Source organism: Haladaptatus marinus, from assembly GCF_051194195.1.
This window is the reverse complement of the sequence record NZ_JBLZNK010000003.1, coordinates 1,480,521-1,504,906: the sequence shown is the minus strand read 5'-3', so window position 1 is coordinate 1,504,906 and position 24,386 is coordinate 1,480,521. Positions and strand designations below refer to the sequence as shown.

Below are 24,386 nucleotides of genomic sequence, written 5' to 3'. Positions count from 1 at the left end.
TGCTGGTGAGATGTCCGGCGTTGAGTCCAATTAAACCGCAGGCTCCTCCGGTTGTAGTGCTCCCCCGCCAATTCCTTTAAGTTTCATCCTTGCGGACGTACTTCCCAGGCGGCTCGCTTCTCGGCTTCCCTACGGCACAGCACAGGCTCGTAGCCTGTGCCACACCTAGCGAGCATCGTTTACAGCTAGGACTACCCGGGTATCTAATCCGGTTCGTGACCCTAGCTTTCGTCCCTCACCGTCGGATCCGTTCTCCCGAGGCGCTTTCGCCACCGGCGGTCCGTCTAGGATTACAGGATTTCACTCCTACCCTAGACGTACCCCTCGGGTCTTCCGGTCCCAAGCCAACTGGTTTCCGTCGGACGCCTGCTCGTTGAGCGAGCAGATTTCCCGACGGACCTGTTCGGCCGGCTACGGACGCTTTAGGCCCAATAATATTGGCCATCACTTGAGCTGCCGGTATTACCGCGGCGGCTGGCACCGGTCTTGCCCAGCTCTTATTCGTGTACCACCTTACGATACACAAAAGCGAGGACTATATGCCCTCGCACTTGGAGTTCCCTTATCGCACTGTCGTGCAGTGTAAAGTTTTCGCGCCTGCTGCGCCCCGTAGGGCCTGGATTCTTGTCTCAGAATCCATCTCCGGGCTCTTGCTCTCACAACCCGTACCGATTATCGGCACGGTGGGCCGTTACCCCACCGTCTACCTAATCGGCCGCAGCCACATCCTATAGCGCCGGAGCGTTTCCAGCTCCCGGTGTTCAAACCTGGGAGCATTATCCAGTATTAGCCTCAGTTTCCCGAGGTTATGCTGGTCTATAGGGTAGTTTGGCCACGTGTTACTGAGCTTTCCGCTACGAATCTAAATTCGTGCAACTAGCATGGCTAAATCGAACTCCAATAGCAATGGCCTCCGGCAGGATCAACCGGAATGGTTTACCGAGCATACTGCTCGGTGGGTCTGGCGGAGACACTAATGCATAATGCATTGTGTGCTATGTTCCGTCGTTCGACGACCCCGAACCAAGTAACTGGCCAGGTGTCACCGAACTACCAGGGCTAACATCAGATTCCATCGTGTACGGCTGACCGCAGGGGTGGAATCCTCATTTCCTTCGGACTTGATGGAAGGCGAGGAAGAGTATTAAACCCTTCGAACCTTCATTGTCCGAGATTGTGAGACGAGTTGAACGCCCCACAGATCGCGTTGTATCTTTCTTCGCGTTCGTATCCGACGCCACGTTTGTATTTAAGGGCGTCGGATTCCGCTTGCCTTCAGCGAATGATCGCCAAAGGCGCGTTCACAACCAATCCGAGTGCCCTTGGACATATAAAGGCACCGAATTGGATGTATTTCGTTCGTCCCAAATCGAGGGACGCCGTCTACATCACATCCGAGTTCCCCTATACACTTAAGGGCATTGAATTGGTTTTCTTCCGCCCGAATCCGAGTTTCAGTCCGTATAAAGGACGTGGGATTCGGGCAACCACTCGGCGGAAGACCACCGGGCGGCGTTCGCATTTGTACGAATGCCGGGGATACATTTAACGCCGTCGAATGAGAAGCTCATTGGGGTATATTGACTAGCATTAGACCACGCGAACAAAATGGCAAGCTAGCGGTTGGTCAGGTCAAAGTATCGCGCGAGTGGAGGCCGAACCGTCATCCTACGCATCGTGCGTTCAGTCCGGTCGGATGTGCCCCGCGCATCCGTACCGTTGAGAGGGATGAGCAAAAGTCTTTGTTCAACTTGTGCGCGTGCGTACGAAGAATTATAGGATACCTGTAAGGCTCGATAAAACGCTCGGGTAGATGAATGCGTGCAGTTCACTCGTCCAGGTGCTCGATGCCCTGTTTGGAGACGTTTGCTTCGGTAATTTCACTCGGCATCCAATCCGGCTTGTCGTTGGGAGCCTCTTCGTGCCACGCCCATCCTTCATAGATGTGCACTTTGTCAGTTCCTTTCTCCCGAAGACGGAGCTCGACTCGATCTGCCGCATCTTCGGAACTTCCCGGGTCAAGCCGGCGTGCCGCTTTGAGCGCGGCCTGTCGCGGGGTGTTGCCCGAGAAGACACTCGATTCGTCTCCATCCGATTGGCGCAATGCAAAGTTTCGCTTACCATCGTCACGTACCATGGTTTTCTCCTCCATGCCAACCCAGCACAGGGGCCACTATAAATATATCGCCGATATGAGCGGTTTTCGGCGATAGATTTTTATACTTGTATTGCGCCGTCGTGTGGTTTTCGAGGAAAAAGTGGAGGCCGAGCAAGGTAAGTGGTTCCGGTACATAGGAAATCGATAAGAACAGCGAAGCGGAACAGTACGGTAGAAAACACTTAAGTACATGCTACGGCGAAGGTCTGCATAAGATACCGCGATGGTACGGAAAAAGAAGCTCAGCCCGAGTGGCGCGAAAGACGAAGACGGCGAATACCACAACGTCCACGTCAACCTTCACGAAGACGAACTGGCCGTTGCTGGCATGGAAATCGGCGACGAGGTCTTCGTCCGGGTTCGGGAAGACAAGATTATTATCCAAAAGGCTGACAAAGACGAGGTCGAACACGAGTTCTAACTCGCCGCGGCAAGCCGCAGGCGACACCTTTCTCTACACTGGTAGAACGATGCACGGATACGACGCCGTCAGACCACTGTTGTTTCAGTTACCCGCAGAGACCGCTCACGGAACCGTTCATAGGGTACTCAAAGCAGTTCAAGGAACGCCAGTCGAGCAACTACTCGACGCATACTACCGCGTCAACGACCCCAGACTGGCCGTCACTGCGTTCGGCCAGTCGTTCCCGAACCCAGTTGGGGTCGCCGCGGGGTTCGACAAGAACGCACAGATACCGTCCGCGCTCGCCAGCCTCGGCTTCGGCCACGTCGAAGTCGGCGGCGTGACTGCGGACGCACAGGATGGAAACCCGAAACCTCGGATGTTCCGCCTCCGCGAGGACGAGGGAATCATCAACCGAATGGGGTTCAACAACCACGGCGCGGACAGAATCGGCGCACGGATGGCCATGCAGTCGCTCCCCGACACACCCATCGGCGCGAACATCGGGAAGTCGAAAGCCACACCGCTCGAAAGCGCGGAAGAGGACTATCTGTATTCTTACGAGCGGGTGTCAGCCCACGCGGACTACTTCGTCGTGAACGTCTCCAGTCCGAACACGCCCGGCCTCCGCGAACTTCAGAACCGCGAAAACCTCGAACGAATTCTAACGACGTTGCAGGACGCGGGTGCGAACCCACTCCTCGTGAAGCTCTCGCCCGACCTTCCAGAACCAGCAACCGAGGAGGCGCTCGATCTCGTAACGGAACTCGGTCTGGACGGCGTCATCGCGACGAACACGACCATCGACCGTCCCAACACGCTCCGTAGTCAGTACCGTGACGAAGACGGCGGACTGTCCGGACGACCCATCCAATCGCGCGCCACGGAGATGATTCGGTTCACTGCCGAGCGCGTGGACGTGCCGGTCGTCGGCGTCGGTGGGGTTTTCACTGCGGAAGACGCCTATCGGAAGATTCGCGCCGGAGCGCACGTCATCCAGTTGTATACCGGCCTCGTCTACCGCGGCCCCTCCATCGCCCGCGATATCAACGAAGACCTTTTAGAACTGCTCGACCGCGACGGCTTCGACAGCGTCGAGGACGCTATCGGTGCGGACCTCGACTAACTACTGAACAGTCTCTACGACCAATCGAATTTCCCTCCCTCGATTCGCTAAACGCATTTTCACATAGCGCGCTGACACAGATCCGAGGACAGCGATCGTCCGAGGGCCTGTGCGAATAGCGTGCGAGGGATGAGTGAACGAGCGACAGCGAGTGAGCGAATCGGTTGGGGAGGCACGTGGCCGTTGCAGTGCGGAGGCGGTTTCATTGGAGTCGTGATTTGCTGAAACATGATGTAATCAAACAGGAGTGAGCAAATCACGACTCCAAACGGAGCTCTCGGTGTTCACTAACGCTTACCTCTCTCGCGAACGCGCTAACATGAACTAAATGCCAAATCATTCCAACGAACGAGAGCGAGTCATATGGAAGAATTCGTACTCTCCGCCGTTCGTTTCCTGCATGAGCGTCTCCCGACGCTCAAATCCGACCTCCTCGTACACGGAAATCGCACGCTCGTTGAACGTCGCGACGGCAAGCGAGAACCCATCGGGGTCGTACCTCTCCGCCGCAAATCCCAATCCTGCCTCGACGAACGACTTTCCACGACCTTGCCCAGTCAATTCGGGATGCATCCCCAACCCGATTTCGAGCGTTCCGTTCTCCAACTCGAACGAGAAGAAACCGACGCGCTCCCCTGACGAATCGAAGACTACGTACTTATCGCCCCAGTTGTTGGGATTCGTGAACAGTGCCAAATCCTCCGAGTCGCTCTCCATATCGTAGAAGTCGTAGGGCGGGTCGTAGTGCTACGAAACGATGGCGTCAACGTCGTCGACAGCGAGCGGGGAAAATTCGTACTCCATACCCGAAAGTCGAGAAGGGGACTGTCAGTCGTTTCTATTCCAGTGCGTCCAACCGGAACTCGAATCCGGCAACGGGCAGTTCGAGGTCGTGACCGACGAGCACTTCGGGATGGATCTCACCGATGACGCCGACCGTTTCACCGTCGATGACCACGTCCGCCGCACGACCCGAGATGAAAGTCGGGTGCTCGGTGGGCGGCGTTTCGAGGTCGGTGTCGAAGTTCCGCGCGATGGCTTGCAGTCGCGCCTTTGCGTCCTCGTAGGAGGCGTCGTGGCGGGCGAGAACCCCAGCCACGGTTCGGTGTTCCGCGACGCCCGTGTTCTCCGACGCATCCACTCCTGCCGCCAGCCCGATTTCCGAGATGTCCTGCGGGTAGGCGCGATGGGTGTTGTTCTCCAGCACCATCAGCAACGAGGGGAGCGCCCACGTCCGGAGCATGGTGTAATCCTCGCTGTAGGGATTTTTGATAGTCGCCGGACTCCCGCCACCGACCACGTCGGTTTCCGGTTCCACGCGCATTCGCTCGAAGTTCTCCTCCTCGCTGATCATGTGGAAGTTGAGCAGGTCTTCGAAGCCCAGACCGACCAGCACCTCGCGTGTCGCGTCTTCGAGTTGCGAGCGCTCGTGTCGGCCGCCGACCGTCCCCACGTCGGGATAGCGCGGAGACAGGTCGTTGAACCCGTAGGCACGGCCGATGTCGTCCACGATGTCCACCGGGTGTAGCACGTCCACGCGATACGGGGGAATCTCAACGTCGTAGACGACGGAGTCGTCTTCCTCGCTCGCCTCGCCCGACAGCCCGGAACGGGCGAGCAGGTCGAGCACTTCGTCCGGCGTGAACTCGATACCGAGCAGTGTCTCGATTCGGTCGTGCGTGACGGCTTTCGTCGTAACTTCCAAATCCGGGCGGACGAGCGTGTGGTCATCGTATTCGACTTCGACCTCCTCGATGGTCGCTCCCCGAGCGTCCAGCGCGTAGCAGATGATGGTACACATCTTGTCGATGGTCCACTGGTCGGTCCCCGTAAGTTCGATGAACAGGTCCCGGGAATCCGTCTCCACCTCCGTCCGCCGACCGTTGATAACCGGCGGGAACGAGAACAGGCCGATGTCGTCGTAGATGGCCGGGTATCGCTCGTATTCGGAGACGAGGTCGGCGTACTTTTCACCGGTCGGATGTGCTCGCAGGACTTCTTCGGGCGTCATCTCCGCGTCCGAGTCGAGCGGAACGAACCGGTCGCCCTCGGGTTCGACGCCGACGTAGCGGATGGAGTTTCCACCCTCCTCGGTCGCGGACGAGCCTTTCAGCATCGTCAGGTCGTGAATCCCGATTGCGCCTTTCGCACGCTTTCGACCCATCGTCGCGTGGAGTTTCTCCTGCAGTTGGATGAGCGAGTCGAGTGCCTCCTCGCTGAGGTTCACGCCGCGTGCAATCGCACCAGTGACGTAGGGACGCTCCTCGGGGACGCTCTCGTCCACTTCGATGATCCAGTCTGCGTCGTTCGGTTTCGGGGTGTAGATTCCCCCATCGTCGCCGTACTGGTAGCGAAGCGACCGCGCCACGCCCTCGATGGAGAGGCGGTCGAGTCGATCGGGGGCGAACTCCAGTTGCATGTCGCCCTCCTCGGTCTCGCCCTCGTACTCCAAGCCGAGCGCGAACATGTCGTCTTTGAGCTCTTCGTCGTCCTTTTCGTCGTGGCCGGTCAGTCGGCGCAGTTCGTCGGGGGAAACGTCTACAGTTGGCATCAGTGAATCACCTCCACGTCACGGAGCAGTTCGAGGTCACACAGCGTTCCGTGCACGTCGCGGATGTCCTCGAAGCCGTACATCAGCATGAGCAGGCGTTCGAGGGCAAGCCCCCACGCCATCACGTCGCACTCGACGCCGAGCGGTTCCAGCACTTCCGGCCGGAACATCCCGCTGTTGCCGATCTCGATAAGTTCGCCCGTTTCGGGGTGCCGACCGAACAGCTCGAAGCTCGGCTCCGTGTACGGGTTGTAGTGCGGTTTGAACTGGATGTCGGTGATACCGAACTGCTCGTAGAACTCCTCGAAGGTGCCCATCAAATCGCGCACCGAGAGGTCTTCGGCCATCACCCAGCCCTCGATTTGGAAGAACTCGAGCAGGTGTGTCGGGTCGAGGGTGTCGTTGCGGTACACCTTCTCGACGCTGAAGAACCGCTGTGGCGGTTCGAGGTCACCCTGCGCGTAGCCCGACAGATACCGCATCGAAAGTGATGTAGTATGTCCGCGAAGCGCGATTGCCCGGGCGAAGTCCTCGTCCCACGGCGAGTGGTAGCCGTCGCTGTTCTCGCCGATGCCTTCGAGGTGCGCGCTTCTGACCTTCTCCACTAGCTCCTCGGGCAAGTCGCCGATTTCGGTCGGGTTCGACAGGGCGAACCTGTCCCAGTGGGTTCGCGCCGGGTGGTCTTGTGGCATGAACAGACAGTCGTTTATCCAGAAGTCCGCGTCCGCGTGCGGGCCGTCCATCTCCTCAAAGCCCATGCCGACGAGCACGTCTTTCACGCGATTCGCCGTCTGGCGCAGGATGTGAATCTTCCCGCCGTCGATTCGCTCGGCGTCAGCATCGACGTTGTACTCGGCGAACTCCACGTCGCGCCACTGGCCCGTGGTAAGCATCTCGGGCGTCAACTGGCCGACCGTCTCGGCGGCCTCCACGCCTTCCATCAGCACCGTCACGCCCTCGTCGGTGAGCGTCACCGAGCGAACCGTCGATTCGGACAGTTCGATGAGGCCGCGACTCTCCAGTTGGTCGAGCGTATCCGCGTCATCCACCGTTTCTCCCGAAGCGAGCGCGGCCAGCACTCTCGCTTCCGCATCGTCCTCCGGGTTCGCATCCGGGTCGGCGACGATTTCGCCGCCCTCGATGCTTCCGTACCCTTTCCGGGCGTAGTTCGAGAGGGCGATGTTCACTTGCGGGCCGCCAAATCCGGACTGGCCGATGGCTTGGCCCATCTGAATCGCGTCCTCGTCCGCATCCGCGGCAAGCGCCGCCTCGTAGAGTTTGATTTCCGGCAGACCGTCTTCGGCGTAGTCCTCACCCTCCTCGGTCAACGAGACTGATTCGTCGGTTCGTTCCTCGACGGAGAGCAGTCCCTTGTCTTCGAGTTCGAAGACCGCACCCGTCGCCGTCTCCGGTTTCAGACCCGTTTCCTCGGCTAATTTCTCGATAGTCTGTGCGTCGTTCGCGCTCGCAGCTTCCAACACCGCGACCTGTGATTCTGGTAGTTTCATCTCCACTTGATAGTCGTTGGTCGTATGTCCCTGTCCGCCGGTTTAGCCCTTCTGAAGACCGTCGGGCAAACTGCGTGCGGTTTCGCCCTCTTGCCGCGAGAGGAGTCCGCCGGACGCTTAGGCCGCGGTAAAAAAGCCGAATCCCGTCGCTGGTCGTGACTCGACTGCGATACTGCCACGGTGGGATTCGGATGGCATAGATGGAGGATGGCCCAGAATCGACAAAAACGTTGCGGAGGGATTTATTTCGAATTCGGACGATTGAGCGTGTATGATGGACTGGGAGCGATTCTACCGACGCGCCGACTACGACCGCTGCGCCTACATCGGCGGCGAGCGGATGGCCGACCTCGTGGAACGGTTTTTCGACCGCGTGGACGTACCCGAGGATTTCGCCTCGGTTGGCTGTGGCCCGGCAGTCGTCCCCTTCCTTCTCGCGGAACGCCACCCCGAAACCGAGTTTTTCGGCTTCGACCTCTCGGAGACGGTGGTTCGGGACAACGCACAAAAAGCGGAAGAACAGGGCCTTGATAATCTCCAGTTTGCAGTTGACTCGCTTCCCGACCTCGACACCGACCGCCGGTTCGACGTCGTGTACTGCGTCGCCACGCTCTACTTCGTGGAGGAACCGCGACGAGCAATCGAGCGTCTCTACTCCCGAGTGCGGGACGGTGGCCATCTCGTGGTGAACTACCCGAACGAAACCAGTCGAGAGCAGTTCGACAGGGAGTTCGAGGAGCGAAAGCGCGAGTCGTTCGAACTCGTGCTGAGTGGGGAGAACCTGATTAGCGAAGACGTGATTCGGGACGTGACTGGTGCCGAGACGCAGAACTACTGGAAACTGGTCGGCGGGGAAGGCGAGGAGTTCGTGGATTCCGCGACTCCCTGTGTCGTCGTGAGAAAATAGATTTCGGAGTTACGGGTTTTTGGACGTGGGAACCGTAGTCGTTGTGAATGTCCTCCATAGCAACCGAAAACGATGCCGTGTCGGGAACGACGCGGTGGCTACGCGGATTATGGAACTACTACCGAGAGTACACCCACACCGCGGTTCATGCCGCCTCCGCGGCGGCGCTCACCGCATTTGGGCTACTCATCTTCGTCAACCGACTGTTCGTGGTGCTGGCGATTGCTGCGTACGTCTGTCCGCCAATCATCCTCTACAGCATCGGTTCGGATATCGGGAAACCACCCTCTGCATCGGAAACGCAAACCGCCAGGTCGGAATCGTCCGCAACCAGCGACTCCGCCACTAACTCGGTTAGCGGCAACGGGGATACCGATTCAGATGGTAGTGATGGAGACACGGATTCCGATAGCGACGACGGAGACACCGACTCGGATAGTGACGATGGGGATACTGACTCCGATGGAACCGATACCGACACAGACACGGATAGCTAGCCGTTCTGTAGTACTCGCCCTTCCTTCTTCGAATAGCGACAAAACGACGCGTGTACCGATTTATCGCCGCGACGATTCCAACTGGATATCCAATTCGTCCAGTAACTCTTCTGCCTCTTCGCGTTTCTCCTGATGCTCTTCCAAGAATTCGCGCATCAACTCCGCCGCCTGCTCCTTGCACCCGCCACAGAGTCGCTCCCCGCCGACACATTCCTCGTAGACTTCCGTGGCGAGCTCGTCGTCGTCGCCCGACAGCAGATAGGCGTACAGTTCGTACACCGGACATTCATCGGCTTTGCCGCCTTTCTCTCGCTGAAGTTCGGCCGTCTCCCGCCCGCCCGTCGTCGCGGATTTGACCTTGTCGTAGCCATCCTCGGGGTCGTCCATCAAGCTAATGTGACTCGCCGGGACTGACGAGGACATCTTCCCACCGGTCAAACCCGTCATAAACCGATGGTAAATCGAGGACGGCATGATGAACCCGTAGCCGTCGTTTTCCATCTCCACCTCACGGGCGAGCTCCTCGGCCTCCTCGCGTGTCAGGTCGAAGGCGTCAATGTGTTCATCGAAGACGCGTTTCTCGCCATCGATGGCGTCGATGAGGGCGCTGAACGCCTCCTCGGTCGCGTTTCGGTCGAGGAACCGAACGCGGGGACGAAGCGGTTCCATGCCCGCTTCGTCGAGCTTTGCTTTCGCCGAGGCGATAGTTTCGGCGTCAAAGCCGAGTTCGTCTGGCGTCATCCCGTCGAGTGCCTGTGCGACGTGGACACAGCGAAGCGAACCGTCATCGAAGTCCGCAGGGTCGAGTGTGCGATACAGTTCCGCGACGAGTAGTTGTTCGTCCTCATCGAGTTCGAAACTCGCGTAGGCTTTCGTCACGCCGAAGAATCGCATTCGAACCGCGAGGTCACGGGCCAGTCTGACGTGGGGATCTTGGTCGGGGCCGACGGGAATGACGGTCGGTTTCGGTTCATCCAACTGCGGGTAGAGGATGTCCGCCATCTGCGTGACGACGCTCTGGACGTGCGAAACGTTGGTTTCCCCGTCGAAGCCGTAGATGGATTGGAACTCCGAGTAGTTCGCTTTCGACCCGAGTTCGAACGCGAGGTCTTGGAGTTCGCGATTCTCGGACTGCCGGTAGAGTGTTCCCTCCTCGGCGTCGAATCCGAGCGCGAGAAGCGAGAGTAGATAATCCCGGGAATGTTCGTCGATTTCCTCCCACGATAGGCCGCGGGCGCTGTGGGCTTCCAAGTCGGCGATGAGGCCGTAGGTGTCCCCGCCCTGTTGTTGGTGCCAGATGAGTTCGTCGAACACCAGTTTGTGTCCGATGTGCGGTTCCCCGGTCGGCATGAACCCCGAAAGCGCGGCGAACGGTTCGTCGTTCTGCATCGCTTTGGCGACCCGACGATAGCCGCGGTTGCCGAAGATGACGCCGCGGCGCATCAAGTAATGCGGGTTCGGCACTTCGGGGAGCACGTCGTCGAATTCCTCGATGCCGAACTCCTCGAACAGTTTGCGGTAGTCGGAGACGGTCGCTGACCCCCACGGGTCGAGGACGACTTCGTCTTTGCCCGTCGCAGTGCCGCCGTCGGGAATGAGTGGGGATGGGTCGGAAGCGTTACCGGAGTCGCCGATTTCGTCGGTGCTGTCAGTGTCGTCAGTGTCGTCTCGTGTCATGGTGTGAGTCGAGTAACCGAAAGCCAGGTGTCTATTCGTTCGTTTTCGGTGACGAGCGCAAAAATCATTTTCTTTCGTACCCCGTGGGCCAATCGCACGTCCAGCGCGAGGTTGCGCGGCACGAACGCGTGGTCGTCCTGAAGCACGCGAATCAGATACTCGGAGTGGCCCAAATCGTCCACCGATTTCACATCGGCGTAGGTTCGGAAATCCGCCCCGAACTTGAATCCCGTCTTCGGAACCACGCTCTGCTTCCGGAGTGTCTGGTAAACGTGCAGTCGCCGGTCGAATCGTTCGCCCTCCACATCTCGTCCCCGGGCGACGATTTCGTCGTACCCACCCGAAACGTCGAGGTTCCCTTCCACAACGAGATGGGCCGCCTCGACCAGCGACAGCTGCAGGACGCCCGCCGGGTCGCGACCACCCATCGGTTGTCCGTAAAACGACTCGTGATGCAGTTCGTCCGGCGCGTCCCACACCAACACGCGGTCGGCGAGGAGCGACCCCGAAATAGCCGTCGGCACGTCGTGATTCGTCGTCCCTGAAATCTCGACGCGGTCGGTTTCGAAGTAGGTGATCTCGCTCTCCTCATCCACGATCGCGAGCACCACGTCGCCGAGACGCGACGCGGAAACCGTTTCGCGCTCGCTAGCGACTCGTAAGCGGTATAGCACCTCGTCATCCCACGGCCCGCTTCCCCTCGGGTAGACGACGAAGTCCGACCCGCTTTTCGGATCGGACACCCATCCCGAGCGGTCGGGCGAGAGGTAGAACCCGCGCTCTCGAAGGTCGGCGTAGACCAGGAATCGGGCCGCGAATCCACCGCCGGTCGAGTCCTGCAAGAACTCGCGGAAGTTCTTTCCTTCTACGGAATCGAGGTCGCCGCGAAGCAAGAGATGGGCTGCCTCGACTTGCGAGAGTGCAATCTCGTTCCCGTCGAGCGGTCTGCCGTATCCCCGCGAATCGTAGTAGCGCTGGCGGGCATCGCCGCCGACGACTACCTCGCCATCGCGTAGGCGTCCGTTCATACATTCCCTGTGACGCCGGACGTCAAAGGCACTGCGACTTGCGGGTGTTTCGGGACAGTGAGAACACCGAGCGAATGACGGCGTTAGAAAATGAAAACAGTGATATGAATGACAATAAGTGAGAAAGAGACGCTGGTTTTCCGGTACCGCGAAAGACACAGTCTTTCAGCAGGCTTCGTTTGGAGTCGGAAATACCAGACAATATCCAGGAAGTGTGGTTATCAGATAGCGAACATACCAATCAAATTCTTCTCATGATTTTCGCAACTGTCTCCTCAGCCACGCCCTCCCACTCCTCGGGCTATTCTCCACCGCGCTTTGGTGGTTCGAGTCCGAACGTCACGGGCAAAAACGAAACGTGTTCGAACGACTCCGCGGCCACGCTGCCGACGAACTCGGCGACTTCGCGCTTTGACGAAACTCCGCCCGAAGCCAAATCGTAATACCCAGTGAACACCTGAAACACCGAAGTCCGGTCGTACGTCTCCAGTTCGCCTTCGTCCACGTAGTAGAACAATTTCGCGGTGTTGTTCACGGGGTCGGCTCTGCGCCACTCCAGTTCAACCGCGACGAAATGGTCGTCGGTGAGGCCGACCACGTCTACCGGGGTTCGCTGGATGCGATGTTCTGATTCCCAGTCGAAACGCGGCATCCGCTCGGCGAGGATGTCGCGCATGTGGTCGCGTGCGGTTTCGGCGAACTCGCCCACGAGCTGGGGCAACTCGGGTCGGTCGTATCATTCTCTCGACGCATCGCAATAATTGCCATAACTTGACAGACCGGACAGTCAGGTCTGCTAGCTCTTTCACTTTCCGGCGCGGAGTGAGAGGTATGGATTACGACCCACGGGAAATCGAAGCGAAGTGGCAATCTCGGTGGGCGGAAGAGGGACAGTACGAGGCTAACCCGTCCCCATCCGACGAGGAGGCCACCTTCGTCACGGTACCGTACCCTTATCCGAGTGGGGGAATGCACATCGGGCACGCTCGAACATACACCGTTCCCGACGTGTGGGCGCGCTATCGCCGTTTACAGGGCGACAACGTGCTGTTTCCCATCGCGTGGCACGTTACTGGCACGCCCATCATCGGTGCCGTCGAACGTCTGAAAAATCGAGAGCAAAAACAGCTGTCGGTGTTACAGGACACGTTCAACGTCTCGGACGAGGATTTGTCCGAGTTGGAGACGCCGATGGGGTACGCCCGCTACTTCATCGAGAACAGTTATAAGAAGAACATGCGGTCGCTGGGACTGTCCATCGACTGGCGACGTGAGTTCACGACGAACGACGAACGCTACTCGAAGTTCATCACGTGGCAGTACGAGACGTTGCACGACCGCGGTCTGGTCGAAAAGGGCCTGCACCCCGTCAAATACTGCACGAACGAGAAAAACCCGGTCACGACCCACGACCTGCTGGAGGGCGAGGAAGCCGAGTTTCAGGAGTACACCCTCGTACAGTTCGATTGGGATGGAATTACGGTGCCGATGGCGACGCTGCGCCCCGAAACCGTTCACGGCGTGACGAACGCCTACATCGACCCCGATGCGGCGTACGTCGAGGCCGATGTGGACGGCGAGCGATGGATTGTCTCCGAGTCGGCCGGCGAAAAATTGGAACTGCAAGCCCACGAAGTCGCAATTCACGACCGGTTCACGGGTGAACGACTCGTCGGCGAACACGTCACGAACCCGATTACGGGCGACGACGTGCTGGTCTTACCCGCGGATTTCGTGGACGCCGACAACGCCACCGGTATCGTGATGTCCGTCCCGGCCCACAGCCCCGATGATTGGGTTGCCTTGCAGGAAGCGAAGAGTGCGGCTCGACGCGCCGCGAAAGGGTCGAGCGGTGACGAGCCGCGAGACGCGGACGCCGCTCGAATGGAGCAGTACGGAATCGACCCCGCCGAAGTCGAAGCCATCGAACCGAAATCCATCATCGACGTGAAGGGGTACGGCGAATTCCCCGCGAAAGATGCCGTCGAAGAACACGATATCGAGAACTCTTCCCACCCGGCGCTTTGGGACGCCACGCAGGAGGTGTACAATCGCGAGTTTCACAGCGGAACGCTGCGCGAAATGTACGGCGAGTATTCCGGCGAAATCGTCGAAGACGTGCGCGACGAGTTGAAAGCCGACTTTCAGCGACACGGGTCGTTCGACACGATGTACGAGTTCAGCGAGGAAGTCGTCTGTCGCTGTGGCGGTGCTGTGGAAGTCGCTGAGCAGGAAACGTGGTTCCTGTGCTACGACGACTCCGAGTGGAAGGAAACGGCCCACGACGCAGTTGCCCAACTGGACGCGATTCCGGCGAACACCCGCGAACAGTACGACTACACCGTCGATTGGCTGAACGAATGGCCATGCATCCGCAACTACGGGCTGGGAACGCGCCTGCCGTGGGACGACCAGTTCGTCATCGAACCGTTGTCGGATTCGACCATCTACATGGCGTACTACACGTTCTCCCATCGTCTGTCAGACGTTCCGCCGGAAGCGATGGACAGGGAGTTTTTCGACACGCTGTTCTTCGGGGACGAGGTGCGACGCGCATCGGAAGACGCGAACGGTGAAGCCGTGAGCGATGTGATTTCGTCGGGCGACGAAATCGCCCGCTCACTGCGCGAGGAGTGGGACTATTGGTATCCTGTCGATTACCGATGCTCGGGTAACGATTTGGTCAGCAACCATCTGACCTTCTTCCTGTTCCACCACGCGGAGTTCTTCGAGCAGGAAAACTGGCCACAAGGTATCACGGTGATGGGCATGGGCCTGTTGGAAGGCGAGAGTATGTCCTCCTCGAAGGGCCACGTCGTCTTGCCGGAGGAGGCTATCGAGAAGTACGGTGCGGACTCGGTGCGCTTTTTCCTGATGAACAGCGCCGAACCGTGGCAGGATTACGATTGGCGGAGCGAACAGATCGTGAGCACGCAAAACCAACTGCGGCGGTTTTGGAACCGCGCTACCGAGACGGTTGAAGCGGGCGAAATCGAGGCCGATGACGGCGAGCGCGACCTGCACCGAATCGACTGCTGGTTGCTGTCGAAACTGCAAGCAACGGTGCGAGAGGCCACCCGTGCGATGGATCGGTTCGAAACGCGAACCGCGAGTCAGACTGCCTTCTACGGGTTCGAGGAGCACCTGAAATGGTATCGCAAGCGCACCGACACCGACCGCCCGGGCGCGCGCCGGACGTTACGCACGGTTCTCGACACTCGCCTGCGCCTGCTGGCCCCGTTCGTCCCGTTCATGGCGACGGAACTGTACGAGCAGTTGACGGGCGAACCGGTCGATTCCGCATCGTGGCCGGAACCAACTCTCGAGTTCGAGAGCGTCGTGACGGAAGTCGGGGAGTCGTTGGTCGAAGGACTAACCGACGATATCCGCGACATCGTAGCCGTGACGGACACGGACCCGGAGAGGATTCGAGTGTACGTCGCCGCCGACTGGAAGGGGAAAGTGCTGGCCGAAGTCGCCGAAACCGGCACGAACGTCGGTGCCGTGATGGGTCGCGTTATGCAGGACGAGCAACTGCGCGAGAAAGGCGACGAAGTGAACCAACTCGTGCAAACGTTAGTCGAAGACGTGCGCGAACGCCCCGACGACGAAGTGGACGTGCTGGCCGACGTGGACGAACTGTCGGTGTACGAAAGCGCCCGGGAGTTCTTCGAGCGGGAGTTCGACGCCTCCGTCGAGATTTTCCGCGAGGACGAGGATGCCCCCGACCCTGCCGACAAGGCTCGGCACGCGACGCCACTGCGACCCGCCATCCATCTGGAGTAGGGGGTCTGCGATTTGTGACCCCCTATCGTCGGAAATCAGTGTTCACCACTTCGTTCCATCTCTGCCAACAACGATGGTTTCCAAGATCGAATCGTAAACGGAGGTGCCCTCCACATGCTCGACCGAATCCGGCCGCTCGCCGCCACGTTCGCGTACCGATTCACCGCTCTCGCGATGCTCGGTTTCGCGTTCGGCGGTATGTACTACCTGCCGACGCGAAACCTGCTCGCGCTCAAAATCCCGGCGAATTTCGTCATCGCGGCCGGTGGCTGTATCCTCATCGTCCTCTGTTGTGACCTCCTCTCGGCGGGAGACGAGCGATGGCGGAACAGGAATCCAGCTCGATAACCGAAATCACCGGTGAACGACCGCGATAACGTGTTGAATGATTTCGAATAACTGAAACAGAACCGGATTTCGCAGTGGCTGCAAAATCAAGGCAACCACTGCAAACACCATCGCAACAAAACGCCGAGTTTCACCCTTCTATCGTCTGCGTAACCCAGCCGGAAGATCCGCTGGGAAACGGCCCGGAGAACTCCTCAGGCTGTACTCGCCCCTCCCCGTCAACCGCACGGACGACGACATCCTTCTTTCCCACCCTTGGTTTCCACTCGAACCGCCACTGTCTCCACACGTCGGGACCGGGAAGTTTCGGCCCGAGGGTTGCGTTCTGCCACGATTTCCCGCCATCGACGGACACTTCGACGCGGTCGATTCCCCGCGTTCCGGCGTAGGTATGCCCCGCGAGTTGGACGGTTCCGTCGTCTCCGTGATTCTCGGCGTGGAGCTTCGCCACCGTCTCGACCGGGCCGGTGCCGTGCCAGCCTTTCTTCTCCCAGAATCCTTCGACTGGCTTTTCGAGTACCTCGATTTCGCTGAGCCACTTGACGTTGATTTCGCCCCAGTGGCCCGGCACGAGTGCCCGAACTGGATAGCCGTGTTTTCGAGGGAGGAGCCGACCGTTCATCCCGAATGCGAGAAAGCCGTTACGGAGCGCAGAAAGCGGAAATTCCTCGTAGTAGTCGTCCTCTGCGCGAAGAATAACACAGCACTCGTCGGGTGTGCCTGCCGCTTTCAAAAACCGATTTACTGGCACCCCCGTCCAGAGCGCGGTGTCCATCTTCTCGCCGTTCAGCGGTTCGCCGACACAGCGGAGGGTGGCGAATCGGTGTTCCACCGACATCGAGGTGAGGTCGTCGTAGGAGAGTTCGATTTCGTTCTCGACCGCGCCCGTCACCCGGAGGTTCCAGCGATTCGCACTCACATTGGGGTTCACCGAGTTGATGTCCACCTGGTAGAACGAGTCGGTCGGGGTGAGCAGACCGGACAAGCCGGGGATATCGAACGACCGTTCGTCTGCCTCCGTCATGCTCCGTTCCGCTTTTTTTGTACTTCGTCGCTCGTCACGGTCGAAATCGGCCCTTCCTTCACGCCGGTTATTCGTCTTCCTCGGAGAAACGCGAAGAAGGAAAATCCGGTGACTCCAGCGAAGGTGGCCAACACACTCCGACGCGAGGGTGAGGTCGGTCGTCTCCGTCCGACGTGCCACTCGCGCTCAGCGAAGAGAAGAACGACCGACATCGTTCCGCCGACGACCAGGGCCTTTCCGAACCCCCCGGTCAAGAGGGTAGCAAGTATCCATCCGCCGACTCCGGCCACGACGACGCCAGTGTAGGGTACCGCTGACCGTTCGTTCGCCAGTACCGCAGCGAACGTCACGCCGGAGAAGAGTGTGAGCGTAACGAGCAGTGCCAACGCGAACGTCAGCGTCTGCGCGGTATTTCCGAGATATTGGATGGCTGTCGTCATCACGACGCCCGGAACGAGGGTCGTAATCGCGCGCTCCGCTCCCGCACCGACGAAGGCCGGAGTCCGTCCGCCGATGGCATACGATGTCGTCACTCCGACTACTCCGCCGACGATTCCGGTCAACTGTGCGACCTTTCGCCCGTCCATCGTGTCGAATCTGGTACCTAACGCGGAAAGCGTTTGTCCTGTGGGAACGCTTATCATTTTCGCAAGCGTTGTATTCTCCTATGAGTCAGGCGGATTCGGGTGCGGAACCAGTCAAGAAGATGTTCCGAACGGTGACGCCGCCGTATCACGGACATCCGGACAGCGAAATGAACGCCATCGGTATCGCGATGTTTCTCGGCCTGCTCGTGCTGTTGTTGCCACTGTTGCCGTTTTTGATCATCGTGTGGCTCATCTCGAAACTGACCGAAGGACTCGCGCAGAAAGCGCCGGTTGGCGAGGAAGAGTAACGAACAAAATCGTGGCCGATCACCCAAAGCGGCGACGTTACTGAACGCCGAGGAGGTCGAACGGGTAGCCGTTGTCGTTCTCGTTTGCGTGTTCGTAGACGACGTGGGCAGCAGCAACGTCCTGAATCGCCAGTCCGGTGCTGTCGAAGACGGTGACGCCGTCGTCCTCGGTTCGACCCGAGAGGTCGCCGATGACGATGTCACCGATATCGCCGTGAATATCGTCGTCCGAAAGGACGCCCTCGTTGTACGGGACGTTGATTTCGCCGGAGTGGGTCGTCTGTGCGTGGTCGTCGATGACGAGTTTCGCGTTCAGCAGGATTTCGTCCGCGAGTTCGTGTTTGCCCTCCGCGTCCGCGCCCATCGCGTTGATGTGCGTGTGCTCGCCGAGGTCTTCGGCGGAGACGATCGGGCTTTCGACGGGCGTGACGGTCGAGAGGATATCGCAGGATGCGGCCTCGGAAATCGACCCGGCACGAACGTCGAACTCGTCGTCGAAGTAGTCGATGAAGTTCGCGACCGCTTCCTTGTTCAAGTCGCTGATGACGACTTCCTCGATCGGACGGATTTCCGAGATGGCTTCCAACTGCGTGTAGGACTGGACGCCTGCACCGATGAGGCCCATGCTCGTCGCGTCCTCGACGGCAAGGTAATCGGTCGCCACAGCGGCGGCCGCGCCCGTGCGCTTCATCGTCAGTTCCGTCCCGTCCATGATGGCCAGCGGGAACGCGGTTTCCGGGTCGCTGTACACCATCGTCCCCATGACGGTCGGCAGGTCGAACTGCTCGGGGTTGTCGGGGTGGACGTTCACCCATTTGATGCCTGCGGCGTCCCAGTCGTCTGCGTCGAGGTAGGCGGGCATCGACCGGAAGTCGCCGTTGTACTGTGGCAGGTCGATGTAGGATTTCGCGGGCATCTGTGCGTCCCCGGTTGCGTACGCCGCGAAGGCGTCTTCGATGGCCCGGATGAGTTCCGGCATCTGCGTGTTCTCGTCTACGGCATCCTGATTGAGCAGGAGTGTTTCCATAGTCGGAGGGAAACGTGGTTCCCACTTAGTTCCATCTTTTGCGGTTTTCGCGTGGTTTTCGCGGTTACTTATGGCGTTTCGAGTATCTTTCCGAAAAGTGTTTGATGGATAGTCGAACCATCTGGAGTTGCACCCTATCTCTCAGGCTCGGAAACGTTCTCGTATTGGTGGCAGAAGAGAATGAAATTAGGTGGGGTTACGAACGTCGTCAGCACTCGTCTTCGCTTTGATGCTCACCGCCGTGCTGGTGGTCGTTCCCGTGATTATGTTCATCCGTCTTCATCGAGTCGTCTTTGTTCTCGTGCTTCTCATTATCTCCGACGATTCGTACGGAATCCCGTCCGGAAAGTCCGTGTTCGCCGGACTCGTCTCGCTCCCATCGGAGTTCGGCTTCCGTCTCTCCACTCTCGAATCCGGCGTCCTGAACCGCGAAATGGAGAATCAAATCGTCGTTTCCGTCTCCATCGATGTCTTCGACCGCTCCTTCGTGAACTGGACACGCTCCGCCGCCACTCTCGACGGCGTCGGGCGACCCGAATAGATAGCGAACCGCCTCGCTCGTCGGGTCGAAATCGTCTGTTTGGAGGACCGCAACGGGGACAACACCGCGACTCCGGAGGTTGATTTCGTTCGAGTCGCTGTCGGGTTTCACGTCGATGTCGAGCTTTTCGGGAAAATGGGCGATTGCGGTACTGCTGAGTGTCGGTACCGCGAATGCGCTCAACGCAATCCCAGTACCAGCCTTCAGGAGGCGACGGCGGCTAGTTTGGTGTGAGTTCGTCCCGTCCAGTGGGGTACCATTCTGATTAGGCACGGCAATTGAGAGTCATCACGGGAGGTGAATAGCGATTCTGGCGCGATTCTAGAAAAGAGGTGTTGGTCTATCTGACTGTACTGAAAACACACCGCTATCCGTCGAGTATCCAAAAAATCTGCGTGAATTAGCTAGGCAACGATTCGTCGGATTAGGCGTGGAAGTCAGGTCGTTCCGAACTTCACATCGCGCCGCCCATTCCACCCATGCCGCCCATGCCACCCATTCCGCCGGGTGGGCCGCCTGCGCCTTCGTCGCCACCTTTGTCGGTGGAGAGGTCGCCTGCGGAGATGATGTCGTCTATTTTGAGCACGAGGTTTGCGGCCTCAGTAGCACTGGAGAGTGCTTGCTCTTTGGCGTGGGCTGGTTCGACGATGCCCGCATCGAAGGTGTCTTCGACGTCGCCGCTGAAGACGTTCAAACCGGCGCGCTTTTCGCCGTCTTCGTGTGCGGCGCGGAGGTCTACCAGCGTGTCGATGGAGTCCAGTCCGGCGTTTTCGGCGAGAACTCGTGGGACGAGTTCGAGCGAGTCGGCGAACGCTTCGACTGCGAGCTGTTCGCGGCCTTCGACGCTGTCGGAGTAGTCGCGGAGGCGCGAGGCGAGTTCGACTTCAATGGCTCCGCCACCGGAGACGACGCGACCATCGCTGACGGTCTGGGCCACAACGTCGAGGGCGTCCGTGATGCCACGCTCGAGTTCGTCAACGACGTGGTCGGTGGAGCCACGCAGGAGGAGCGTTACGCCGTGGGCGTCGTCGCCGCCCGAGACGTAGAACAGTTCGTCGCTGTCGTCGCGGGTGACGCTACCGGTACCGAGTTTGACCTCGGAAGCGCTGTCGAGATCCGAGACGATGTCCGTGTTGAGGACTTCGCGGAGGAACTTGATGTCGCTTTTCTTGACGCGGCGGACGGCGAGGATGCCTTCCTTGGCGAGATAGTGCTGTGCGAGGTCGTCGATGCCTTTCTGGCAGAAGACGACGTTCGCGCCCGTTTCCTTGATCTGCTCGACCTTCTCCTTCAGCTGTGCTTCCTCGCGGTCGAGGAAGTTCTTGAGCTGGTCGGGGTCGTTGATGGAGATCTCCGTGTCAACGTCGGTTTCTTCGACTTCGACGGCTTCGTTGAGGAGGAGAACCTCGGCGTCCTCGACCGATTTCGGCATGTTGTCGTGGACGGGGTCTTTGTCGATGACTGCGCCTTCGAGCAGTTCGGATTCGCCCGCGGAGCGGCCGGTCTGCGTCTCGATGTTGACGTATTCGAGGTCGACCGTCCCTTCGACGGTGACTGCCTGCACGGCGTCAACGATGATCTGGCTGAGAACTTCCTTGTTGAGTTCCGCGCCTTTGCCAGTCATGCTGGTTTCGGCGACTTTGCGAAGGAGGTCTTCGTCGTCGGTATCGACGTTCTCCGCGATGTCATCAACTTCCTCGCGGGCTTTCTCGCTCGCGAGGTGGAACCCTTTGATGACCGCCGTCGGGTGGATGTCTTGTTCGAGAAGGTCCTGGGCGTTTTTGAGGAGTTCGCCCGTCACCGCGACGGCCGTCGTGGTGCCGTCTCCCGCCTCGTCCTCTTGGGTTTCGGCGACCTCGATAATCATCTCAGCCGTCGGGTTGTCGATGTCCATCTCCTTGAGGATGGTCACACCGTCGTTCGTGATGGTCACGTCGCCCATCGAATCGACGAGCATCTTGTCCATCCCTTTCGGGCCGAGTGTGGAGCGTACTGCGTCCGCCACCGCTCGCGCCGCGGTGATGTTGTGCTCCTGCGCATCCTTGTCTTTGACGCGCTGGGAATCCTCGGACATTACGATCATCGGCTGACCTTGCATGCGCTGACTCATAGTACAGGGCAAGATATGATTGTGCTTCTATATAAATCTTTATTTCCTGTGTGAGGATATCGCCGTCGAAACTCTTCCAGAGATGCGGAAAATCGCAGTAAGAGAGTCGGATTATGGTTGTACTATGACTCTAGTTAACACGAATCTCTGTGAGTATCTCCCGCTCTGAAACAGCTATTTATATACTTCGATAACCGATGGTTCCCACTTTTCACGTCCGACTCCGTACCCCCGACTAATGCACTCGCTCGACGGTTCGTCCGGTGGCGGGCAACTGCTTCGCTCCGCAGTGTCGCTTTCCGCACTCTCCGGTGAACCGTTTCGGATGACCGGGATTCGAGCGGGCCGCTCGAATCCCGGACTCAGGGCACAACATCTCGCTGCCGTTCGTGCCGTCGCTCGCGCCTGTAACGCGGAACTATACGGTGATGCGGTCGGTTCCGAGATGCTTACGTTTCGACCGAAACCGGTCGAGGGTGGCCGGTTCGAAATCGATGTCGGGACGGCGGGAAGCATGACGCTCGTCTTCGACGCACTGTTGCCGCTCGCAGCGTCGCTCGACACACCACTTACCGTGACGGTCACTGGTGGGACGGACGTTCGATGGTCGCCGACCATCGACTATTTCCGCGAAGTGAAACTCCCGCTCTGCCGCCGGTTCGGGTTACAGGCTGGCGTCGATGTCCGTCGAACCGGCTACTATCCTGCCGGCGGTGGCGAGGCGACGCTGTGGCTCGCCCCCTCCTCGTTTTTACGAATCGACTTGACGGACCGTGGGTCACTCGCAGGTGTCCGGCTTTATTCGAAAGCGTCCTCCTCGTTGGCCGAACAGAACGTCGCGGAACGTCAGTTGGAGACCGCACGTCACCGACTCGAATCGGCGGGACATTCCGTCCTCGAACGCCGAACGACGTACGCGAGATCGAACTCCAACGGAACTTCGCTCCTCGTTCGTGCCGAGTACGATTCCAGTGATAACTTCTCAATTGCGGGATTCGACGAATTAGGTGAGCGAGGCGTCCCCGCAGAGGACATTGCAAAGCGCGTCGTAAGCGCGTTTTCCGCATTTCACGACGGTCAGGGCGTGGTCGACGAGCATCTGGCAGACCAGCTAATAATCTTTCTTGCGCTCGCGGGCGGGCGCGCCGCGATTCCCGAGACGACTGCCCACGTCGAAACGAGTATCGAACTGCTTTCCGCGTTCGGCTACGACGTGTCGCTCGTCCGTGGCACACCACTCACCCTCGTTGCGGAGTAATCCGGCCTCCGTTCAGTTCGTCCCTTCCCGTTTTTCCCATTCCGACACTTCCGTGTACCCGCGATAGAGATTTCGGTGGTAATAGACGTTCGCTGCTCCCGAGAGCGTGACCAACACTGCGAGTCCGACTGCCCAGCCGAAATCCGGAACGAGTCCGAGCGAGCCGGCGTCTAACCATGCCCCGGTAACGAGCGCGAGGCTGATACAACCAAGGACGAAGTAGTACTCCGACCATGGCAAGCCGTTGTCAGGGGCGAGTTCGAGATATACGGCTAGTTTCTCCGCGTTGTCGGTCAGCAAAATGGTTGCGTGGGCAGGGTCGTAGTCGAGGAACCCCGTCTCGTCGAGTTTCGGCAGATGTGCTTGCTGAAGGGTGTTGTACAGTCGCTTTCGCTGTTGAGACGTTACTTCCTGCTTCGTGACGCCGTTTTCCCATGCCGCGATTTGCGTCGCCAGTTCGCCGATTTCGACTGGTTCGTCGTGTTGGCGAAGGTAATGGAGTGCATACCGTCGTCGCTGATTGCTGAGCACTTGGAATACGACATCTCTCGATAGCGACTTTGCCATCTCGTCCGTCCCATCTGCGTGTCCTCCCATTTTTCGTCATACCCGAAAAGAATGTTCTTTTCAGATATATATATATATATAATCACAACTACTTGATTTTTGGGTGAAGGCTCAACAGAAGTTCTGCGTGGCGAAAATGCGCTCGCTTTCGGCATAGTAGACGCCGATTCCTTCTCGTTCCCAGTTTTCCGAGAGGAGGTTTTCCCGATGGCTCGGGGAGTTCATCCACTGTGAGACGATGCCACGTGCGAGTTCATCGGCAGTTCGATAGTGGACGACGGTGCCGTTTTCCGTTTTCACCCGTCGGTCGAAGGATGTGTACGCGATGTTCTCGCCCGCACCTCGAATACAGTAGTAATCCGCCGTTCGATATCGGTCACCCGGAGTTTCACCCGACGGGGAAACGTGTTGGAAGTACTGCTCCCGACCCATTTCCGCACTATGATTGCGCGCGATATCACGGAGTGCGGCGTCGAATTCGACGGGTTGGAGTCCGTGGTCGGTTCGCTCCTCGTTCACGTAGATGTGAATGTAGAATTCGACCCAACGACGAAATCGGGGGTCGTTCGGGTCGGTCACCGCTTCCGGGCGGTCGTCCGGTACCTCGATTACTTCCGCCCCCTGTAGCGAATCGAGCGTTTCCGCTCCGGGGACGGGATAGCCGACGATGTACGCGCCGACGAACAACATCGCCGCGAGGACGAGGATTGGAGGGACGAGCGAACGCATTCGGTTCCCCTTCGACCCCAAGAAAGATGAACCCCATGCTCTAATTTTACTTTCTCCGCATCCGACGCGCTTTCCGTAGGGTCACCTCGCCCCCACGGGATGCAACGTCTAACGCACCAGCGGACATCGCTCGAAACGTAGACGAATGGTACAAACGATGCCCAAACAGTTTCGCTCGGCTCGCGTTTCGAAACGTACTGAATAAATTCCGTTTCGATAGTCCAAAAATGGGTAAAAATGGGGTAG

General features: G+C 58.9%; 22 protein-coding genes and 1 rRNA gene. 8 read left to right on the top strand and 15 right to left on the bottom strand.

Translation table 11 applies throughout. The features are described from left to right. Positions 1 to 933 (bottom strand): 16S ribosomal RNA (locus ACN2TU_RS14040); the annotation flags it as partial. 895 nt (positions 934 to 1,828) lie between these two features. Beyond that, positions 1,829 to 2,137, bottom strand: coding sequence for a non-histone chromosomal MC1 family protein (locus ACN2TU_RS14035; RefSeq protein ID WP_435156125.1), 309 nt, complete (start codon positions 2,135 to 2,137; stop codon positions 1,829 to 1,831). A gap of 244 nt (positions 2,138 to 2,381) precedes the next feature. Here ACN2TU_RS14035 and ACN2TU_RS14030 point away from each other — a divergent pair, with 244 nt between their 5' ends. Both ACN2TU_RS14030 and ACN2TU_RS14025 read left to right on the top strand, forming a co-directional pair. Next, positions 2,382 to 2,579: a hypothetical protein gene (locus tag ACN2TU_RS14030; protein WP_007982308.1), complete on the top strand. Its 198-nt coding sequence runs from the start codon at positions 2,382 to 2,384 to the stop codon at positions 2,577 to 2,579. A 49-nt stretch (positions 2,580 to 2,628) separates the two neighbouring features. Further along, positions 2,629 to 3,687 carry a quinone-dependent dihydroorotate dehydrogenase gene (locus ACN2TU_RS14025; protein ID WP_435156124.1) on the top strand — a complete coding sequence of 353 codons (1,059 nt, stop codon included), beginning with the start codon at positions 2,629 to 2,631 and terminating at the stop codon, positions 3,685 to 3,687. 336 nt (positions 3,688 to 4,023) lie between these two features. Here the strand turns inward: ACN2TU_RS14025 and ACN2TU_RS14020 are convergent, their stop codons facing one another. The 3 genes from ACN2TU_RS14020 to pheS all read right to left on the bottom strand — a co-directional run bounded on the left by ACN2TU_RS14020 (position 4,024) and on the right by pheS (position 7,746). Further along, positions 4,024 to 4,404 (bottom strand): GNAT family N-acetyltransferase, encoded by a 381-nt coding sequence (locus ACN2TU_RS14020; protein WP_435156123.1) that lies wholly within the window; start codon positions 4,402 to 4,404, stop codon positions 4,024 to 4,026. A gap of 121 nt (positions 4,405 to 4,525) precedes the next feature. Then, positions 4,526 to 6,238 (bottom strand): phenylalanine--tRNA ligase subunit beta, encoded by a 1,713-nt coding sequence (pheT, locus tag ACN2TU_RS14015; RefSeq protein ID WP_435156121.1) that lies wholly within the window; start codon positions 6,236 to 6,238, stop codon positions 4,526 to 4,528. After that, positions 6,238 to 7,746 carry a phenylalanine--tRNA ligase subunit alpha gene (gene pheS / locus ACN2TU_RS14010; RefSeq protein WP_435156119.1) on the bottom strand — a complete coding sequence of 503 codons (1,509 nt, stop codon included), beginning with the start codon at positions 7,744 to 7,746 and terminating at the stop codon, positions 6,238 to 6,240. Before pheS ends, pheT begins: the two co-directional genes overlap by 1 nt. A 271-nt stretch (positions 7,747 to 8,017) precedes the next feature. Between pheS and ACN2TU_RS14005 the strand changes: the two genes are divergently transcribed. Together ACN2TU_RS14005 and ACN2TU_RS14000 are read left to right on the top strand one after the other, a co-directional pair. Continuing rightward, on the top strand, positions 8,018 to 8,653 hold the full coding sequence (locus tag ACN2TU_RS14005; RefSeq protein WP_435156117.1) for a class I SAM-dependent methyltransferase: 636 nt from the start codon (positions 8,018 to 8,020) through the stop codon (positions 8,651 to 8,653). A gap of 47 nt (positions 8,654 to 8,700) precedes the next feature. After that, positions 8,701 to 9,150: a hypothetical protein gene (locus ACN2TU_RS14000; RefSeq protein ID WP_435156116.1), complete on the top strand. Its 450-nt coding sequence runs from the start codon at positions 8,701 to 8,703 to the stop codon at positions 9,148 to 9,150. A 60-nt stretch (positions 9,151 to 9,210) separates the two neighbouring features. Here the strand turns inward: ACN2TU_RS14000 and ACN2TU_RS13995 are convergent, their stop codons facing one another. The 3 genes from ACN2TU_RS13995 to ACN2TU_RS13985 all read right to left on the bottom strand — a co-directional run bounded on the left by ACN2TU_RS13995 (position 9,211) and on the right by ACN2TU_RS13985 (position 12,564). Beyond that, positions 9,211 to 10,827, bottom strand: coding sequence for a tryptophan--tRNA ligase (locus ACN2TU_RS13995; protein WP_435156114.1), 1,617 nt, complete (start codon positions 10,825 to 10,827; stop codon positions 9,211 to 9,213). Next, positions 10,824 to 11,855, bottom strand: coding sequence for a tRNA-intron lyase (gene endA / locus ACN2TU_RS13990; RefSeq protein ID WP_435156113.1), 1,032 nt, complete (start codon positions 11,853 to 11,855; stop codon positions 10,824 to 10,826). Before endA ends, ACN2TU_RS13995 begins: the two co-directional genes overlap by 4 nt. Positions 11,856 to 12,156: 301 nt before the next feature. Next, positions 12,157 to 12,564, bottom strand: a complete 408-nt coding sequence (locus tag ACN2TU_RS13985; RefSeq protein WP_435156111.1) for a hypothetical protein — start codon at positions 12,562 to 12,564, stop codon at positions 12,157 to 12,159. Between the two features lie 122 nt (positions 12,565 to 12,686). On the opposite strand from ACN2TU_RS13985, the gene leuS reads away from it, so the two are divergent. Both leuS and ACN2TU_RS13975 read left to right on the top strand, forming a co-directional pair. Continuing rightward, positions 12,687 to 15,641: a leucine--tRNA ligase gene (gene leuS, locus ACN2TU_RS13980; protein WP_435156109.1), complete on the top strand. Its 2,955-nt coding sequence runs from the start codon at positions 12,687 to 12,689 to the stop codon at positions 15,639 to 15,641. A 114-nt stretch (positions 15,642 to 15,755) separates the two neighbouring features. Continuing rightward, positions 15,756 to 15,989 (top strand): hypothetical protein, encoded by a 234-nt coding sequence (locus tag ACN2TU_RS13975; protein ID WP_435156108.1) that lies wholly within the window; start codon positions 15,756 to 15,758, stop codon positions 15,987 to 15,989. 130 nt (positions 15,990 to 16,119) lie between these two features. Here the strand turns inward: ACN2TU_RS13975 and ACN2TU_RS13970 are convergent, their stop codons facing one another. Further along, positions 16,120 to 17,013: a molybdopterin-dependent oxidoreductase gene (locus tag ACN2TU_RS13970; protein WP_435156106.1), complete on the bottom strand. Its 894-nt coding sequence runs from the start codon at positions 17,011 to 17,013 to the stop codon at positions 16,120 to 16,122. Next, a complete protein-coding gene (locus ACN2TU_RS13965) occupies positions 17,010 to 17,600 on the bottom strand; it encodes a hypothetical protein (RefSeq protein ID WP_435156104.1) in 591 nt (196 codons plus the stop codon). Before ACN2TU_RS13965 ends, ACN2TU_RS13970 begins: the two co-directional genes overlap by 4 nt. Before the next feature lie 80 nt (positions 17,601 to 17,680). Here ACN2TU_RS13965 and ACN2TU_RS13960 point away from each other — a divergent pair, with 80 nt between their 5' ends. Continuing rightward, the gene (locus tag ACN2TU_RS13960; RefSeq protein WP_435156102.1) at positions 17,681 to 17,908 is read left to right on the top strand and encodes a DUF7535 family protein; all 228 of its coding nucleotides are present in this window, start codon (positions 17,681 to 17,683) and stop codon (positions 17,906 to 17,908) included. Between the two features lie 37 nt (positions 17,909 to 17,945). On the opposite strand, the gene ACN2TU_RS13955 is transcribed toward ACN2TU_RS13960, so the two are convergent. From ACN2TU_RS13955 to thsB, 3 genes are all read right to left on the bottom strand, one after another. After that, on the bottom strand, positions 17,946 to 18,935 hold the full coding sequence (locus ACN2TU_RS13955) for an ornithine cyclodeaminase family protein (RefSeq protein ID WP_435156101.1): 990 nt from the start codon (positions 18,933 to 18,935) through the stop codon (positions 17,946 to 17,948). 208 nt (positions 18,936 to 19,143) lie between these two features. Next, the gene (locus ACN2TU_RS13950; RefSeq protein WP_435156100.1) at positions 19,144 to 19,749 is read right to left on the bottom strand and encodes a hypothetical protein; all 606 of its coding nucleotides are present in this window, start codon (positions 19,747 to 19,749) and stop codon (positions 19,144 to 19,146) included. 181 nt (positions 19,750 to 19,930) lie between these two features. After that, on the bottom strand, positions 19,931 to 21,586 hold the full coding sequence (thsB, locus tag ACN2TU_RS13945; protein WP_435156099.1) for a thermosome subunit beta: 1,656 nt from the start codon (positions 21,584 to 21,586) through the stop codon (positions 19,931 to 19,933). A 238-nt stretch (positions 21,587 to 21,824) separates the two neighbouring features. On the opposite strand from thsB, the gene rtcA reads away from it, so the two are divergent. After that, entirely contained in the window at positions 21,825 to 22,844 is a 1,020-nt protein-coding gene (gene rtcA / locus ACN2TU_RS13940) for an RNA 3'-terminal phosphate cyclase (protein ID WP_435156098.1), read from the top strand. Between the two features lie 12 nt (positions 22,845 to 22,856). Here rtcA and ACN2TU_RS13935 read toward each other — a convergent pair whose 3' ends face one another. Next, entirely contained in the window at positions 22,857 to 23,441 is a 585-nt protein-coding gene (locus ACN2TU_RS13935) for a DUF7344 domain-containing protein (RefSeq protein ID WP_435156097.1), read from the bottom strand. 81 nt (positions 23,442 to 23,522) lie between these two features. Further along, positions 23,523 to 24,140, bottom strand: coding sequence for a CAP domain-containing protein (locus tag ACN2TU_RS13930; RefSeq protein WP_435156096.1), 618 nt, complete (start codon positions 24,138 to 24,140; stop codon positions 23,523 to 23,525). Positions 24,141 to 24,386: the final 246 nt, after the last annotated feature.